This is a genomic window from Pseudarthrobacter cremeus (genome assembly GCF_051857465.1).
Lineage (GTDB): Bacteria > Actinomycetota > Actinomycetes > Actinomycetales > Micrococcaceae > Arthrobacter.
Genome location: NZ_JBPZHC010000010.1, coordinates 97,569 through 112,871 on the forward strand (window position 1 = coordinate 97,569; position 15,303 = coordinate 112,871).

13 protein-coding genes and 1 pseudogene are annotated in these 15,303 nt (G+C 58.7%); 9 read left to right on the forward strand and 5 right to left on the reverse strand.

Translation table 11 applies throughout. The features are described from left to right. Window positions 1–303: 303 nt before the first annotated feature. From ACS5PJ_RS17580 to ACS5PJ_RS17595, 4 genes are all read right to left on the reverse strand, one after another. Window positions 304–1,542: an IS30 family transposase gene (locus tag ACS5PJ_RS17580; protein WP_439436253.1), complete on the reverse strand. Its 1,239-nt coding sequence runs from the start codon at window positions 1,540–1,542 to the stop codon at window positions 304–306. 444 nt (window positions 1,543–1,986) lie between these two features. Further along, complete coding sequence (locus ACS5PJ_RS17585) at window positions 1,987–3,420, reverse strand: dihydrolipoamide acetyltransferase family protein (protein ID WP_439436149.1); 1,434 nt, start codon at window positions 3,418–3,420, stop codon at window positions 1,987–1,989. Window positions 3,421–3,422: 2 nt separating this feature from the next. Next, complete coding sequence (locus tag ACS5PJ_RS17590) at window positions 3,423–4,529, reverse strand: alpha-ketoacid dehydrogenase subunit beta (protein ID WP_439436150.1); 1,107 nt, start codon at window positions 4,527–4,529, stop codon at window positions 3,423–3,425. Then, a complete protein-coding gene (locus ACS5PJ_RS17595) occupies window positions 4,526–5,743 on the reverse strand; it encodes a thiamine pyrophosphate-dependent dehydrogenase E1 component subunit alpha (protein ID WP_439436151.1) in 1,218 nt (405 codons plus the stop codon). The genes ACS5PJ_RS17590 and ACS5PJ_RS17595 overlap by 4 nt, the downstream gene beginning before the upstream one ends. 148 nt (window positions 5,744–5,891) lie before the next feature. Between ACS5PJ_RS17595 and ACS5PJ_RS17600 the strand changes: the two genes are divergently transcribed. The 8 genes and pseudogenes from ACS5PJ_RS17600 to ACS5PJ_RS17635 all read left to right on the forward strand — a co-directional run bounded on the left by ACS5PJ_RS17600 (window position 5,892) and on the right by ACS5PJ_RS17635 (window position 14,465). Further along, a complete protein-coding gene (locus ACS5PJ_RS17600; RefSeq protein WP_439436152.1) occupies window positions 5,892–6,368 on the forward strand; it encodes an Lrp/AsnC family transcriptional regulator in 477 nt (158 codons plus the stop codon). Between the two features lie 146 nt (window positions 6,369–6,514). Then, a complete protein-coding gene (locus tag ACS5PJ_RS17605) occupies window positions 6,515–6,748 on the forward strand; it encodes a hypothetical protein (RefSeq protein WP_439436260.1) in 234 nt (77 codons plus the stop codon). A 52-nt stretch (window positions 6,749–6,800) separates the two neighbouring features. Then, a pseudogene (locus ACS5PJ_RS17610) lies at window positions 6,801–7,156 on the forward strand (transposase); the annotation flags it as partial. A 929-nt stretch (window positions 7,157–8,085) separates the two neighbouring features. Beyond that, window positions 8,086–9,627, forward strand: coding sequence for a tyrosine-protein kinase domain-containing protein (locus ACS5PJ_RS17615; protein ID WP_439436153.1), 1,542 nt, complete (start codon window positions 8,086–8,088; stop codon window positions 9,625–9,627). Between the two features lie 198 nt (window positions 9,628–9,825). Beyond that, window positions 9,826–11,019 carry an O-antigen polymerase gene (locus tag ACS5PJ_RS17620; RefSeq protein ID WP_439436154.1) on the forward strand — a complete coding sequence of 398 codons (1,194 nt, stop codon included), beginning with the start codon at window positions 9,826–9,828 and terminating at the stop codon, window positions 11,017–11,019. After that, window positions 11,016–12,089, forward strand: coding sequence for a glycosyltransferase (locus ACS5PJ_RS17625; RefSeq protein WP_439436155.1), 1,074 nt, complete (start codon window positions 11,016–11,018; stop codon window positions 12,087–12,089). Before ACS5PJ_RS17620 ends, ACS5PJ_RS17625 begins: the two co-directional genes overlap by 4 nt. A 70-nt stretch (window positions 12,090–12,159) precedes the next feature. After that, window positions 12,160–13,359: a glycosyltransferase family protein gene (locus ACS5PJ_RS17630; protein WP_439436156.1), complete on the forward strand. Its 1,200-nt coding sequence runs from the start codon at window positions 12,160–12,162 to the stop codon at window positions 13,357–13,359. Beyond that, window positions 13,356–14,465 (forward strand): glycosyltransferase family 4 protein, encoded by a 1,110-nt coding sequence (locus ACS5PJ_RS17635; RefSeq protein WP_439436157.1) that lies wholly within the window; start codon window positions 13,356–13,358, stop codon window positions 14,463–14,465. Before ACS5PJ_RS17630 ends, ACS5PJ_RS17635 begins: the two co-directional genes overlap by 4 nt. Before the next feature lie 113 nt (window positions 14,466–14,578). Here ACS5PJ_RS17635 and ACS5PJ_RS17640 read toward each other — a convergent pair whose 3' ends face one another. Next, on the reverse strand, window positions 14,579–14,863 hold the full coding sequence (locus ACS5PJ_RS17640) for a hypothetical protein (protein ID WP_439436158.1): 285 nt from the start codon (window positions 14,861–14,863) through the stop codon (window positions 14,579–14,581). 75 nt (window positions 14,864–14,938) lie between these two features. Between ACS5PJ_RS17640 and ACS5PJ_RS17645 the strand changes: the two genes are divergently transcribed. Beyond that, window positions 14,939–15,163 carry a DapH/DapD/GlmU-related protein gene (locus ACS5PJ_RS17645; protein WP_439436159.1) on the forward strand — a complete coding sequence of 75 codons (225 nt, stop codon included), beginning with the start codon at window positions 14,939–14,941 and terminating at the stop codon, window positions 15,161–15,163. Window positions 15,164–15,303 lie beyond the last annotated feature (140 nt).

Consider the following 15,303-nt stretch of genomic DNA (forward strand, 5'->3'; position numbering starts at 1 on the left):
TTTTCCTTTGTGATGGACTTGGGTGGCGGCCGTTGCAGGCCGGTACCAGTCAGGGTAGGAATCACGTCGGAACAGCACTGTGATGGGTCACGCCCCATGGGGTGGACAATCTTCTAATCAAGCTACCGAGGTGGGCCGGACGGGTACCGGCCACCCAGCCCCGTGGACGGACAAGTCGACCCAATGACACCCTGAGGGTCAGTTGCAACATGAGTCACTTCCACCGGTGGAACGGCCGGTACCAATCCTGCCAGCCAGTTCCAGACCAGCTACAAGCAAGTCTCACGGTTGCAACACCCGAGGTCAGCTGGCTATCAGTAAATCACGAAGTGACTCGGCTGGGGTTTTCCAGTTGAGTGTTTTGCGGGGGCGCGCGTTGAGTTCCTGGGCGACGTGTTCGAGGTCCTCGGGGCCGTAGGCGTTCAGGTCGGTGCTTTTGGGGAAGTACTGACGCAGTAGCCCGTTGGTGTTTTCGTTGGATCCACGCTGCCAGGGGCTGGCCGGGTCGCAGAAGTAGACGTCCATGTCGGTGGCGATGCTGAACGCCTTGTGTTTGGCCATTTCGACGCCTTGGTCCCAGGTCAGGGAACCGCGCAGATGCGCCGGAAGGGTACCCATGGTCTTGATGAGCCCGTCGCGGACCGATTCGGCGGTGTGGTCCACCGGTAGGTGTACCAGCATCACGTAGCGGGTGGTGCGCTCGACCAGAGTCGCAATGGCCGATTGGTTGTGTGCCCCGGTGATGAGGTCGCCCTCCCAATGGCCCGGGATCGCGCGGTCCTGGACCTCTGCGGGGCGTTCGGAAATGTTGATCATCGGGTCCCGGAAACGACTGGTGCGTTCCTCGGGGCTTTTCTGTTTTTTGCGGCGTGTCCTTCCGGTGCGCAGGGCCTCTTTGACCTCGCGTCTTAGTCCGCCGCAGGCCTGGAAGTAGAGGGCCTGGTAGATCGTTTCGGGGCTCACGCGCATCTGCTCGTCATCGGGGAAGTCCTTGATCAGCAGCTTCGAGATCTGTTCCGGGGACCAGTGGATGCGCAGCTTGTCCGTCACGTAGTCGCGCAAGCCTCCGGCTGCTGCCAGCTTACTGTCCTTGGGCCGTGCCCGGGCCGCCGTGGCGGTGCGGTGGGCGCCGTAGGGCTGATAGCCGAGCACGGGGTGGCTGTTGCGTTTGATCTCCCGGCTGATGGTACCTACGGAGCGGCCCAGCGCCCTGCCGATCGCCTGCATAGAGGTTCCGTGGGAACGCAGGTCCGCGATCTTCTCCCGCTCAGGCAGGGACAGGAAGCGGGCGCTGACGGGCTGCTCAAGGGCTTCCAAAGCCACCGGAGCCGCCGGCGGTGGTAGCACCGCCGGCACCGGCTCCGGCGGGGCTTCCGGTGCCGTAACGGGGGCCGACGGTTCGGCGAAAGCGGTAATCACTTCCTGTTTATACGGCACTTCCGGGGCGTTGGAGCCAACGGCGCGGCCCTTGGCCATATCCCGCTCGTTCTCCCACAGGTACCCGCTTTTGCGGCTCGCGCCGGCGGTGGCGGCGGCTTCCATCCGGCCGACGCCCGCTTCGCGCAACCGCAGGAATTCGGCGCGTTTCCCGACCCCTGGGTGGATGGACCTGATTCCGGCGTGACGGGCCCAGCTCACGCACTGCGATCTCGCCAGACCGAGCTCCCCGGGCGGCCAGGCTGACACTGCCCACACGAGCGACTACGGCGAAGAACTCGTCCTTCTGCTCTGGGGTGGCAGACTGCTTGGCCACCGGATTTGTGCGGGGTTTGCGGGTGACTGCGCCAGCCTTGTAGGCCCAATGGAAGCAGGTTTGGACGTTGATGCCCATCGTCTTGGCGGCGAGGCTCACGCTCCCCAACCGGTCCAACAAGCCCTTGCTTGACCAATATAGGCGCATCCAAGTGAGCGTCCACGCTCAAGGATTCCGGCAGTTATCCCCAGCCCCTCATCAGGTTTCCAGCAGGTTTGGGCAAGGTCGCTCAATTACAGGTCGGCCAGCACCGATCCCGGGTTTTCGATCGCATCGGCCACAAACCGCAGGAATCCGGCCGCAGTGCCGCCGTCGCAGACGCGGTGATCGAAGGTGAGCGTCAGCTCGGTGACCTTGCGGACAGCCAGTCCGCCGTCAAGCACCCAGGGCTTGTCCATGATGCGTCCCACGCCGAGGATCGCAACCTCGGGGTAGTTGATGATGGCCGCCGAACCGTCCACCCCGAAGATGCCGTAGTTGTTCAGCGTGAAGGTGCCGCTGCCCAGTTCCTCGGGAGTCGCCTTGCCGTCGCGTACGACGGCGGTGAGCCGGCGGATCTCCCCGTCCAGTTCGCGGGCGCTGAGTCGGTCCGCGTGGCGGATGGAGGGGACCATCAGGCCGCGGTCGGTCTGGGCCGCGAAGCCAAGGTTGATCCCGGCGAAGGAAACGATCTCCTGGGAGCCTTCGGAGGTGGTTTCGATGCGGGTGTTCAGCTCGGGGAACCGTTTTAACCCTGCTGTGACAAAACGGGCGATGAAGGCGAGGAGGCCCGGGGTCTTGTGCGGATCGGACTTCTTGAGGCCGGCCCGGAGCTCAACCATGGCGGTGGCGTCCACGTCCACCCAGACGGTTGCCTCCGGGATCTCCGAACGGCTGCGCGCCATGTTGGCGGCGACGGCTTTGCGGACACCCTTCACCGGTGTCCGGGCAGAAATACCGAGGCCTGTGCGGGAATCGGTGCCTTCGGCAGCCGGTGTCGGCGTGGGTGATGGGGCCTGTGCGGATACCGGCGTCTCCACGGCGGCAGGGCCTGCGGCAGCCGGCGCCGGACTGCTGATCGCAGCCTCAACATCCCTGCGCATGATCAGCCCGCTGTCACCGGAGCCGTGCACCGCTCCGAGGTCGACACCGTGTTCCCGGGCCATCCGCCGGACCAGCGGGGAGATGACAGCACCGAGCTTCCCGGGGACCCTTGTACGGAGCAGCAGCAGGTCATCGGCAGCTTTCTCTGCGTCAGAAGGCACCGGCGGCGTCGTGCCGTTGTCGGGTCTCGGAGCCACGCTGCTGCGCCGCGCCCTGGTCCGTCCGGTGGCGCCGCTGCCGCCCGGCGTCCCGTACCCGATCAGCACATTCCCTGAACCGGCCTTTTCCTCCTCGCGGTACGTCTCGGCCGCGGCCTCAGCCGCAGGAACCGGCGCGCCCACAGGAGCCACCGAGATGAACGGCTTACCCACCTCCAGGGTCTGTCCGGGTTCGCCGTGGAGGACCGTGACGGTGCCTGCGTACGGCGAGGGAACCTCAACCACGGACTTGGCCGTTTCCACTTCGGCGATGGGCTGGTCCACCCGGATCTCATCCCCCACGGCCACCAGCCAGTTGAGCAGCTCGGCTTCGGTGAGGCCTTCGCCCAGGTCGGGAAGCATGAATACTTGCAGTGCTGAGGTCATGGTCAGTTCTCCCACTGGAGGTCGTCAACGGCGTCGAGGATGCGGTCCACGCCGGGCAGGTAGTAGTGCTCAAGCTTCGGAGCCGGGTAAGGGATGTCGAACCCTGTCACACGGCGGATCGGCGCTGCGAGGTAGTGGAAGCAGCGTTCCTGGACCCGCGCCACGATCTCGGACGAGACGGAGGCAAAGCCGTGCGCTTCCGCGATCACCACGGCCCGGCCGGTCTTGCGGACGGAGGCGCACACGGTCTCGTCGTCGAAGGGGACGATGGAGCGGACGTCGATGACTTCGAGAGAGCGCCCTTCCTGGGCGGCCGCAGCAGCGGCGGCCAGCGCCGTCGGGACGGACGGTCCGTAGGCGATCAGCGTTGCGTCGGTCCCGGGACGGGCGACGGCGGCCCGGCCTTCGGAGGACGTGCCGGCTGCCGTATTGGCGGCGTGCTGCGTCCGGAGGTCCGCGAGGTCCACCATGTCCTTGGACCAGTAGAGCTTCTTGGGTTCCATGAACATGACCGGGTCATCCGAATCGATGGCTTCCCGGAGCATACGGTAGGCATCGGCGACGGTAGCCGGCGTGAACACCTTCAGGCCGGCAGTGTGCGCGTAGTAGGACTCGGAGGAGTCGCAGTGGTGCTCCACTCCCCCGATCCCGCCCGCGTACGGAACCCGGATGACCATGGGCAGCTTCAGGGCGCCCTTGGTGCGGTTGTGCATCTTGGCCACGTGGCTGACGATCTGCTGGAATGCCGGATACGCGAACGCGTCGAACTGCATCTCCACCACGGGGCGCATCCCGTTCATGGCCATGCCTACGGCCATGCCCACAATGCCGGATTCAGCCAGCGGGGTGTCGAAGCAGCGCTGCTGGCCGAATGTCCTGGTCAGGCCGTCGGTGATCCTGAAGACGCCGCCCAGAAGGCCCACGTCCTCGCCGAAGACCAGGACCGACGGGTCTGCCTCCATGGCATCAGCCAGGGCGGTGTTGAGGGCTTTGGCCATGGTGATGGCCTGCGGTCCTGTTGCTTCTTCGGCAGCCGCGGCGGCAGCCCGCGCGGTGGCGGAACTGACGTTGCCGTTCGCTTCGGAGGAGGTGGTCACGGTGGGGCTCATTTGCTGGACTCCTCAGATGATGCTTCGCGGGCCAGCTCATCGGCGAGCATGGCGGACTGTTCCTTCAGCTGGGGTGTGGGTGCGGAGAAGACGTGCCGGAAGAGTTCCAGCGGGTCCACTGGAACGTCCTCGCTCAGGCCTTCGCGGAGCTGGGTGGCAACCGCTTCCGCCTTCGCGGCAATCCGTGCGCCGCCGTCGTCGTCCAGCAGGCCCCGGTCGGTGAGGTAGGTCTTCATCCGGCTGAGGGGGTCCTTGGCCAGCCACTCGGCCACTTCGCTGTCCGGCCGGTAGCGTGTGGCGTCATCGGCGTTGGTGTGTGCCTGCATCCGGTAGGTGTTCGCTTCAACCAGGAGCGGCCCCGAGCCGTTCCTGCAAAGCTTGACTGCCCGGTCCAGGACGGCGAGGAGGGCCACCACATCGTTGCCGTCCACGCGTTCGCCGGCCATACCGTAACCCACCGCCTTGTGGGCGAGCGACGGCGCCACGGACTGCTGCGACAGCGGCACGGAGATGGCGTACTTGTTGTTCTGGACGAAGAAGATCACGGGCAGGTGGAAGACGGCGGCGAAGTTGAGGGCCTCGTGGAAGTCGCCTTCGCTGGTGGCGCCGTCGCCGCACATTGCCAGCACCACGGTGTCCTCGCCGCGGAGCTTGGCCGCATGGGCCACCCCCACGCCGTGCAGGAGCTGGGTGGTGAGCGGGGTGCACTGGATGCCCACCTTGTGCTTGGCGGGGTCGTAGCCGCTGTGCCAGTCACCCCGGAAGATGGTCATGGCCTCCACGGGATCGACTCCCCGAGCCATGACCGCGACGGCGTCGCGGTAGGTGGGGAAGATCCAGTCGCCCTCGGAAAGGCAGAGTGCTGCTGCCACCTGGCAGGCTTCCTGGCCGTGGCTGGACGGGTAGACGGCCATGCGCCCCTGGCGGACGAGCGCCGAATTCTGGTCGTTGACCCGGCGCCCGACGACCAGCTGCTCGTAGGCGGCCAGCAGTTCTTCGTCGGCGGGAAGCGGGTACTCGTGGCCGGGCTCGGTGCCCTGTTCGCTTTCGGCCTTGAGCCGTCCGTCCGGGCCCACCATTTCAATCTGGTGGTGGGCGGGAAGCATGTAGTCCTCGGCAGTGATGCCGAACTTCCGCACCGCTTCCGATACGGCATCTTCGGCCTGCAGCCGTTGCGCCTGGTCCGGCGCAGAGTGGTCCGCGGAGATCGTCATTGGTCAGTCCTTCTGTAGCCACTAGTCATTCCCAGTATGGTCCCGAGGCGTGTTTCGTATCCAGTAGTTCGTCGAATCGTGGAAGGTCCCGCTGAGTTGGCCTAGTCTGGAAGACAAATCGTAAGTGTGATCTGGACAACGAGTGTGAATGGTGGACGAATTGGCAGGACGTGAAGGCGACAACGGCGAGGTGCCGCTGGACGACGTGGACCGCAGGATCATTTCCGAACTCACCCGGGACGGGCGGATGTCCGTGACGCAGGTGGCCGAAAACGTCCATATCTCCCGGGCGCACGCCTACACGCGCATCGCCAGGCTGACGGGTGAGGGTGTGCTGACCAAGTTCACGGCCCTGGTGGACCCCATCAAAGCTGGCCTGAAGTCCTCTGCCTACGTGACGCTGAAGGTGAGCCAGCACTCGTGGCGTGAACTGCGGGAAGAGCTCAGGTCCATCCCGGAGGTGCATCACATTGCCTTAGTGGGAGGCGATTTTGACGTGATCCTGCTGGTGCGCGCCATCGACAACACCGATCTCCGGCGCGTGATTTTCGATCAGTTGCAGTCAATGCCTGGTGTGCTGGACACGCAGACCTTTCTGGTGTTTGAGGATGTTGATACTCGTTGAAGAGTTTCCTGCGGACCGGATCTTAGCCCGGGGATTTCATGAGGGTGGCGCTAGTCCGGTGTGGTTAATCGACGAAAGGTGCTTCTGAGCTGGGAAAATAGTGTTGTCTACGCACTTTTCTACCGGCTGAAAGAAGCACCTTTCTGATGTCTAAGAATACCCGGGTTTTTCCCTTGCTTCCTGTCGCCACGACGGAACAGCAGTTGGTCTCCCATGCCGTGCTGAACGTGGTGAAGTCCTTTGTTGACGCGCTCGGGTTCCGGGGTTTGTGCGAGGACCGTTTGGGCCAGTTCGTCCCTGCCGGGGCCCGTCACGGGCCGGGCACGATCCTGGGCTCGTTGGCGGTCATGCTCGCCGGCGGCGGGGAAACACGTCTCTGATCTGGACATTCTGCGGACCGGTGCCGGCATCTTCGGGAGCGTCCCTTCAGCCCTGGATCTCCGGCACCGGGCACGGGGACGGTGTGAGAACCGGATCAAAACGCTGAAGAACACCGGGCTCGGGAAGCTGCCGTTCTTCGACTTTCATGCCAACCAGGTCTGGGCCAACCTCGCCGCCCTGGCCATGAACCTGGTCTCCTGGCTGCAACTAACCGCGTTGCCCACCGGCCATAAAGCCCGGGGTGGGACATGAAACGGTGGCGCTACAGGCTCTTCGCGACCGCCGGGAAACTCATCACCAGGGCCCGGCGGACCCGGCTGCTGATCCCTGACAAAGCCCCGGAAGCCGGCACCATCATTACAATCCTGGCCGCCATCGCCGAACTGAAGACCAGCCTCCTGGCCTGAAAAGCACCCGGCCAGACCCAACAACGACCAGAATCACCCATCGGAGCCGTGGAACCCAACGCCCAGCCAGCGACAACTGGCCCCGCCGCCGCGCCCAAAACCACGAAATCAGGCCGGACACGACTCAAACAAAGACCCGGCAGCCGACCCGACCATCAGGAAAAATCGAGGTTAGGAAGTGGCATTGTCCAATTTGAGGCCGGTTACCAAGAGCGCCAAGTCCCCGGGTGATACCAAGGTCGCTGACAAACGCGCGGCGTTGCGGTGATTTTACCTTCTGCTGCTTCCCAGCGCTGAACGGGATAACCGTTTGCTTCGCCCCATGTCGACCAACGGCTGAACGTTTGACCGCTACATTGGAAAATGGTGCAAGACCCTTTCCTTGCAGAAGCAGACAACCAAGCGATGATAGAACTAGAAGTCGGTTTCCTACGGCGGCGCGAGTTCAGCACATCCACAAACGGATTCCGGCTCGCCAATGACGTTGCCCTGACATAATGCGGGTCTCATGCCGCTTCGTTGAGAATCATCCACCCCACTATCACGTCCGCTGAGATCAAAGCGGCAACCACAGCAGCCCTCGAAGATAGAATCTCCAGCCAGGCCCTAACCGTTGTATCTCAACGTCCCCTTCAGGCTTAACGGTGGATCGAATCGATGACAAATGTCGCCCTCGGGAGATGCCGTGGGAGGGTTCTGGCGCTGCCGATCCCAGAGAAAAGCCGCAACTCCCTAATCACAGGTTGGTCTGTCCAGCTAGACAGCCATCCAGCTTTCGAAGGTCTAGGACATGACATCAAAGAGTGGCGGGGACACCTAGGTCGTGGCCGATGCCGTTGCTGAGTTCCCATCGGATCATTAAGTCACTGCGTCCAAGCCACTGTGAGCGAGTGCCATAAACGCCGGGTATAATTGCCCTAACCGCATGAATGGTGCCGTTCTGGTGGGTGCCTTCGGCCGCCCCCGGCAAAAATACAGGGGGACCTAAGTTGGATCTACGCGACTACCTGCGAATAATCCGACGTAGTTGGATCTCGATAACGGCGCTCACAGCGCTAGGACTTCTGACGGGAGGGCTGTCTTCCGTTCTGACTCAGCCCACCTACACAGCCAATACGCAACTCTTCGTGGCGATTCAGAGTTCCGGTACAGTGTCTGAACTTCAGCAAGGAAACACATTCAGTCAGGCGAGAGTTCAATCTTACGTTCGAACTGTTACCGCTCCTGTAGTTTTGCAGCCCGTCATCGACAGCCTAGGCCTCCAAGAAACGGCTGGTCAGCTCGCGGGCAGGGTGCAGGCGAGTACCGATCTAAATACAGTCATAATTAACATTTCCGTGGATGATGACTCTCCTGTCCAAGCCGCCGCTACGGCGCAAGCGGTAGCCAACAGCCTCATCAAAGCCGTGGACACACTCGAAAGACCACGAACGGGCGATACTTCGCCGGTAAGCCTCTCCATAATCACACCTGCCGCTGCTCCTGCTACGCCGTCGGCACCGAACACCCGCTTGAATCTGGCACTTGGCCTCTTTGTCGGGATCGCATTGGGCTTGGGGCTGGCCGTTGCCAGGAACACGTTCGACACTCGAATAAGAGTCGAAGCAGACGTACGAAGGGTGACGGACGCTCCCCTACTGGGCGGAATTGCCTTCGATCCGGACGCTACCGAGCGGCCCCTCCTAAGCCAGTCAACCGATCAAAGTCCGCGTGCCGAATCTTTCCGCCAGATCCGTACGAATTTGCAGTTCGCAAATATCGCTGGCCGCGCCAAGACGCTCTTATTGACCTCCTCGCTCCCAGGTGAAGGAAAAAGTACGACGGCGACAAATCTAGCCATATCTTTGGCGCAGGCAGGTAAGAACGTTTGTCTTATAGACGCAGACCTTCGGCGGCCGATGGTAGGTGAGTATCTAGGATTAGAACGAAATGCTGGGCTAACCACCGCTTTGGTCGGCGATGCCCACATAAACGATCTGCTGCAGCAGTGGGGTGAAGATAACCTATACGTCTTAACTTCTGGCCGGATTCCCCCTAACCCGAGCGAACTCCTCGGTTCCCTGGAGATGAGCCAACTTCTGCAAGAGCTAGAGAAGGCTTTCGACGTCGTCATCATAGATGCCCCTCCCCTCTTGCCAGTTACTGATGCGGCGGTATTGAGCCAGCACGTTGGGGGCGTGGTTCTGATTGTTGGAGCACAGAAGGCAAGAGAACAAGACCTCGATAAGGCACTTCAGGGCCTTGAGATGGTCAATGCCAACCTTCTTGGAATTGTCGTCAATCGGCTCCCGTCCAAGGGGCCCGACGCCTACGCATACAGTTACTACCGACACGAAGATGATCACCGGCAACCCCAGTACGCTAAATCACCAACAAAAAGTGATTTTCGGGATCAGTCCGTTGACGAGTTCGACGAACTACTTGCTCCTGCACCTCGTCGTCCCGCCCAGACCTTAAGACCAAGGGCTTAGTGCGACAGTGATCAAACTCAAACCGCGGGTGCGCCAATGTCTTGCCATGGTGCTCACACGAGCGACGAAGCGCATGATATGGAACCCTTAGCGAGTGCTAAAGATCGACAAACGCCTGGAAGACTTTCGGAAGCAAGAGTAGGGGGGAGCGGCTCGAAAGTCTCCTTATCCAGCCTCCTAACACCGAGCAAGCTTCTGTTGGTTCCGATCATCCTGAGCCTTGTCGTTTGGAGCATTCCCGGCGAGTCGCTGTACCTTCGTGGCTTTGGGGACAGGGCCGATGTGAATTTAGGCGGAGTTCTTCTCCTACTGGCGTTTTACGCCACGGTGGTCTTTGTCGCTGTAAGTTTTGCAGCACTAGGTAAGTCTTTAATCGCTGGCGACGGTCTAGTGAGAGCTCGCTCCACCGAGGTTGAAAAACGATTTTACCTTGTAATCAGCCTTTCAGGCCTGGTCGGCGTGGTGGCAGCTTACTCTGCAGTTAGCGGTTCGGTTTCAATTGTTGATGCCCTATCTACGAGCTCTGCGAATGTACTCTCAGAGCATTTGGCAGATGGCTCTAGCCTTGCCACGCTCCGTTATGCAACCGCCATGGCTGCACCTGTCGGCCTCTATCTATACCGAAAACGGAAAGTCTCCCTTTTTAGTGTCGTTATCAACTGCCTGCTTTTGATAATGAACGCCCTTCTAACATCGCGACTTTCATTAGTCATGGCAATCGTCGTATTTTTCTTTCTTATGGCTCACGAGGACTCATCAAGGCGTTTTAAACCGTTGGGAATAGCTTTTGCCGGTCTAGTTATCTTCGCCGCATTGACTATATTCAACTTCGTGCGAAACGGCAATTACTACCGCCTCTTCGGCGTGGATAATCCGATAGCAATGAACGTCTACCAGATAATGGCCTACGTCGGGGCTCCAGGTCAGGTGTCGCTGGGCGTCGCCTCATCAATATTCAACGGAAAGTTCGGGAAGCAAGTTCCCGCGGCCTCAGCGGTCGAAGCAGTCATACCGACCTTTCTACGAGCGGAAAAAGCAGATAAGTCTGCGACGACTGACCCGGCCATCTACGGTTACAATGTCGACATTGCGCCGAATCTGAACACAAATTCTGCTTTTGCAGACACCTATGCAAAGTATGGCTGGTGGGGCCTCGTCGCGATACTTGTCCTGCTAGCCAGCATGTCGCTTCTTTTTGGTATTTTTTCCCGAGTAGGTGGCGTTTATGCCGCCGGTGCGGGAGTGATTGGTTATGGCTTCGCAGAATTCTGGCGGCTTTTCCTGTTTAGCCAAGGCATTTCCGTTTTTCTTGTGCTTCTCACCATAACTAGCGCGGTTATTGCACTGGGTTCAACTCTAGATATCAGAAGACGAAGGAATAGTAGGTCATGAAGGTCGTCTTGGTTCATGAATGGCTAACAAATTTAGCTGGGTCCGAAAAAGTTCTCCTCCAAATGGCGAAAACTTTTCCGGAGGCCGATATAGTCGTCGGAGTTGCTAACACAGATCTCACGAGCAAAATCTTGCCGGGCCGATCAGTTCGCTCCTTACTCAGCCCAAAACTGCCCGGAATCCTAAATAAGTGGCAGTACTATGCGCCTTTACTCTGGCTGGCTTGGCGCTTCGCTAAAATAGATGCTGATGTCGTTATCATTAGTAGCCACTTTGCTGGGCATCAAGCGTGCCACCGCGTCGTCGGCAAAAGCGTTGTGTACTACCACACTCCCATGCGGATTGCCTGGAAGTTTGACCTTGAGAAAAACCGAGTGCGATCGAGCACAGCGAAGATTCTCCGATTCCTCATCCCCGCGATCCAATATTTGGATCGGCTTCCGGCATCAAAAGCTACGAGACGTCTTGCGAATTCTTCGGAGACACAGCGGCGTATTCGAGACTTTTACGGCTGCGACTCCGAAATCCTGCACCCCCCGGTAGAGCCGGCGGCACCGACCCAGAACACTACTAGGAGTGCAGGCTCGCCGTACTATTTGTGCTTTGGCCGACTCGTCGACTACAAGAGAATTGACCACGCCATACTGGCTTGCAATAAACTCGGACGGCGACTCGTGGTCGCAGGTGTGGGCCCGGCAGAAGTCGCCCTTCGTTCCATATCAGGCCCAACCATAGAGTTCGTCGGCCAAGTTAGTGAGACAGAAAAGGCCACATGGTTGGCCAATGCTCAAGGATTGCTGTTCCCTGGATTGGAGGACTTCGGGATAGTTCCGGTCGAAGCAATGACACACGGCACTCCCGTCGTCGCGCTCGGCCAAGGCGGCGTGTTGGATAGCGTTAATTCAGAGACTGGAGTCCTGTATGACTTCTCCGGTCCGGATGAGTTGGCTAAAGCCATCCTAGATCTCGAGCAATCCTCTTTCGATTCAGAATTCATCAAGGCCCACGCAGCAGGGTTTAACGAGCGAAGTTTTCGTGAACGCTTAAGAGCGGTTGCCATGTCAATTTAGGCTAAGGCTGCTGTTCCCACTTTTGAAACTTCTCTTACCAGCTTTGGCTATTTAGAAAGTGTGATAATCCATGACCATTGACGGTTCCACCGTATACTGCACCGTGGTAGCTCAGAATTATCTCCCGCAGGCACTCGCACTGCACGGCAGCATCCAAGAACACTCCCCTGATATAGAACTAGTCGTCATGGTAGTAGACGGCGATAGGCAAGACCTCGGGAGTGAGCCAGCAAATCTGCGCATCGTGGGTCTCGACTTTCTCAACCTAGAGCAACGAGAAGTCCTGGACCTCGCTGCCATATACGACGTGGTCGAGTTTTCTACCTCTATTAAGCCGTTGTTTTTCCTAGAGTTGCTCAACGAATACGAACGTGTCGTCTATCTTGATCCAGACACATTTCTGATTGCCCCCCTTGATGAACTTCCAGACGTTGTCGATGAGCATGGAATTGTGTTCACGCCTCACTTTCTCCGACCTATCGAGCCGGGCTCCGGGATAGTCTCAGAGGTGCACAGTCTTACGGTCGGTGTTCACAACCTCGGGTTCTGCGCTTTCAACCGGACAAGTCGGCCGTTCTTGAAATGGTGGTGGTCACACCTTCGCCGCGAGTGCCTCATATACCCGCTACTGTCCATTTTTGTAGATCAAAAATGGACTGACATCGGATCTGTCCTATTTGGCGCCCATTCATGGTTGCACGCCGGCTATAACGTGGGCCCGTGGAACCTACATGAACGCGAGATAGTTAGCCGTGATGAAGGCCTTGTAATCTCCTCAACCGGTCATCCCCTTCGTCTCGTACACTTTAGCGGTTTCGATCCCAACGATCCGAGCGCCATAAGTGTGAGGCTATCAATTTCGCTAAAAGACGCTGACGGCGTCAACGAGGAGTTCCTAATCTTGTCAAGAAAATATGCTGACGCGGTTTTGATTGCGCGGGATAGACTTGGCCTAATTCCCGTATACAAATACGGCTCTGACACAAACGGCCGCTTGATATCCAAACGCCTCAGGAAAACATACCGCAGTGAACTTCTGGAGAAGAACGGCATTGGCTTGCCCAGTCCCTTCCTAGTGTCCGAGCGGAATGATTTCAACGTATGGCGGCGCAAAGCGTTTGTTCGTAGCGTCAAGATTACATTTGCGGATGTTGCTCTGGCCGCAAAGTACGCGCTTCCCGACGAATTTCAATTTGTCAAGAAGCGTCTGCCTCGGCTAGCAAGTAATTTGCGTAGGAAGTTGCTCGAGTCATCGAAAGTTAGACGATGACTATTGACTTACTTTTTGACGGTCGTCACATCCGAGCGAGCGGTATCGGCATCTACTCACGTGAGCAGATTAGGCACTTGGGCTCTTGGGCCAAGGACAATGGGGTGCGGGCCGCTGTCCTCGGCGCTCCTGACGAACTCGGCCAGACGGTTCGTCAACTCGAGGTCGTGTCAACGGGTTCGAAGCGTGCTCCGATGTACTCCTTGCGGGAGCAGTTGATAGTTGCAAAAATCCTTCGTCAAACCCGACCAAGGGCGTTCTGGACGCCGCATTATCCCTATCCTGCCCTCTCATTACACACCCGTACTTTTGTGACGGTACACGATGTTCTGCACGCACTACCTCGCACTGAGGGGGGCCACGGCGGAGCCAAAGGGGCATATGCCAAAAGCATGCTCAGAACTTCGCTTGACCGCAGCGCGGGCGTTTTCGTCCCTTCAGAGTCGACCAAGGTCGAAGTCCAGCGGCTTTTCGGTGTGTCTAGTAATCTTCATGTTGCACCCATGAGAATCGGGAGTGCGTGGCTTCAGGCCGAGGGAGCGGTTCTCTCCCCGCGGCGGCGCCCCGGAAAAGACTATCTTCTGTTCGTAGGTAACGTAAAAAAGCATAAAAACTTGGTTGGCCTCTTGGATGCCTTCGCAATGATCCAAGACAAGATCAATGTTGATCTGGTACTGGCTGGGGGTGCTGCCAACGTCAAGAACCAGGACAAAGAGGTTTTTAGACGCTTGAGGACGCTCCAAGGGCGTGTCCATCTGATGGGCAATTTGTCTTTCCAAGAGTTGAGGAATGCTGTAGGAGGTGCAGTTTGTCTTGTCATGCCCTCTCTCTACGAAGGGGTTGGCCTTCCGCCCCTCGAAGCGATGTCAGTTGGCACGCCGGTGCTCGCGTCTGACATCGCTTCCCTGCGCGAAACATGCGGGCACGCAGCGCAATACTTTGATCCAACTGAGGCTTCAAGCATCGCAGAGTCAATACTGAAAGTCATCCAAACACCTGGGTTAAGGGAGTCCCTGTCAGCGAAGGGTCGACTCCACGTTAGGATGCGCGAATCATCTATCGACCCATTGCTGCCGCTAAAGATAATAAGTGAACGCTTTCTTTAGATCACCAGAATAGGCCCGGAGGAAAAATGCTAAAACGAGCACGTCGCGCGACAAACCGGGACGGCATTGGAATTGGAAGCGCACGACTTCTGATACGTTCCGTCACGAAAGCTTTAGGCGCGGTTAACGCAAAGCTTCATGGCTTTGACGGTCATTTGCCCCTGGGCAGTCAACTTTCCGGACTTCGCGGTATCACAATAGGCCCGGATTTCCAGGTCCATGGCCCTGCCTGGATAGAAGCCATACATGATTATGGGGAAGACACGTTCTGTCCCAAGATTTCCATTGGAGCAGGTTTCAGAGGATCGGATCGACTCCACATATCTGCCATCGGGAACATACAAATAGGCGACGACTGCCTCGTTGGTTCTTCGGTTTTTATTGGCGATCATGCTCATGGTTCTTATGGCGATAATTCAGCCAGTGATCCCCGCTCAGCTCCGGCATCCCGGCCGCTTGGAAATCAGGGAGACGTGCGTATTGGGTCAAACTGCTGGATCGGCGACAACGTTATCATCTTAGGCCCGGTAGAAATTGGGGACGGAGTGGTCGTGGCGGCCAATTCGGTCGTGACGAAAGATGTTCCACCTATGCGGATGGTGGCGGGGGTTCCCGCCCGCGTAATTAAGTCCTTTCAGGAATCGTCTAAAACCTGGGTGCCAGCAAAGGTCGTGGTCGAAAACGGGCGAACCCACTAAGCCTTGATTTTGCCGCGAACGCTGACTCCTTTCATGCGAATTTTTATTACCGGATAGGTACCCATACTTATGCATACGCCTGACGAGCGCGGCCTCGCAGTCCGTAACGGACAACGTCGACACAGAACGCAACTCGGCAA

Bases quoted from the DNA above. Each gene is read 5' to 3' on its own strand.
- ACS5PJ_RS17630 (WP_439436156.1), top strand. From the start codon at position 12,160: ATGACCATTGACGGTTCCACCGTATACTGCACCGTGGTAGCTCAGAAT.
- ACS5PJ_RS17635 (WP_439436157.1), top strand. From the start codon at position 13,356: ATGACTATTGACTTACTTTTTGACGGTCGTCACATCCGAGCGAGCGGT.
- ACS5PJ_RS17600 (WP_439436152.1), top strand. From the start codon at position 5,892: ATGGTGGACGAATTGGCAGGACGTGAAGGCGACAACGGCGAGGTGCCG.
- ACS5PJ_RS17640 (WP_439436158.1), bottom strand. From the start codon at position 14,863: ATGAGCATGATCGCCAATAAAAACCGAAGAACCAACGAGGCAGTCGTC.
- ACS5PJ_RS17590 (WP_439436150.1), bottom strand. From the start codon at position 4,529: ATGAGCCCCACCGTGACCACCTCCTCCGAAGCGAACGGCAACGTCAGT.
- ACS5PJ_RS17605 (WP_439436260.1), top strand. From the start codon at position 6,515: ATGTCTAAGAATACCCGGGTTTTTCCCTTGCTTCCTGTCGCCACGACG.
- ACS5PJ_RS17595 (WP_439436151.1), bottom strand. From the start codon at position 5,743: ATGACGATCTCCGCGGACCACTCTGCGCCGGACCAGGCGCAACGGCTG.
- ACS5PJ_RS17580 (WP_439436253.1), bottom strand. From the start codon at position 1,542: ATGGAAGCCGCCGCCACCGCCGGCGCGAGCCGCAAAAGCGGGTACCTG.
- ACS5PJ_RS17615 (WP_439436153.1), top strand. From the start codon at position 8,086: ATGGTGCCGTTCTGGTGGGTGCCTTCGGCCGCCCCCGGCAAAAATACA.
- ACS5PJ_RS17585 (WP_439436149.1), bottom strand. From the start codon at position 3,420: ATGACCTCAGCACTGCAAGTATTCATGCTTCCCGACCTGGGCGAAGGC.
- ACS5PJ_RS17625 (WP_439436155.1), top strand. From the start codon at position 11,016: ATGAAGGTCGTCTTGGTTCATGAATGGCTAACAAATTTAGCTGGGTCC.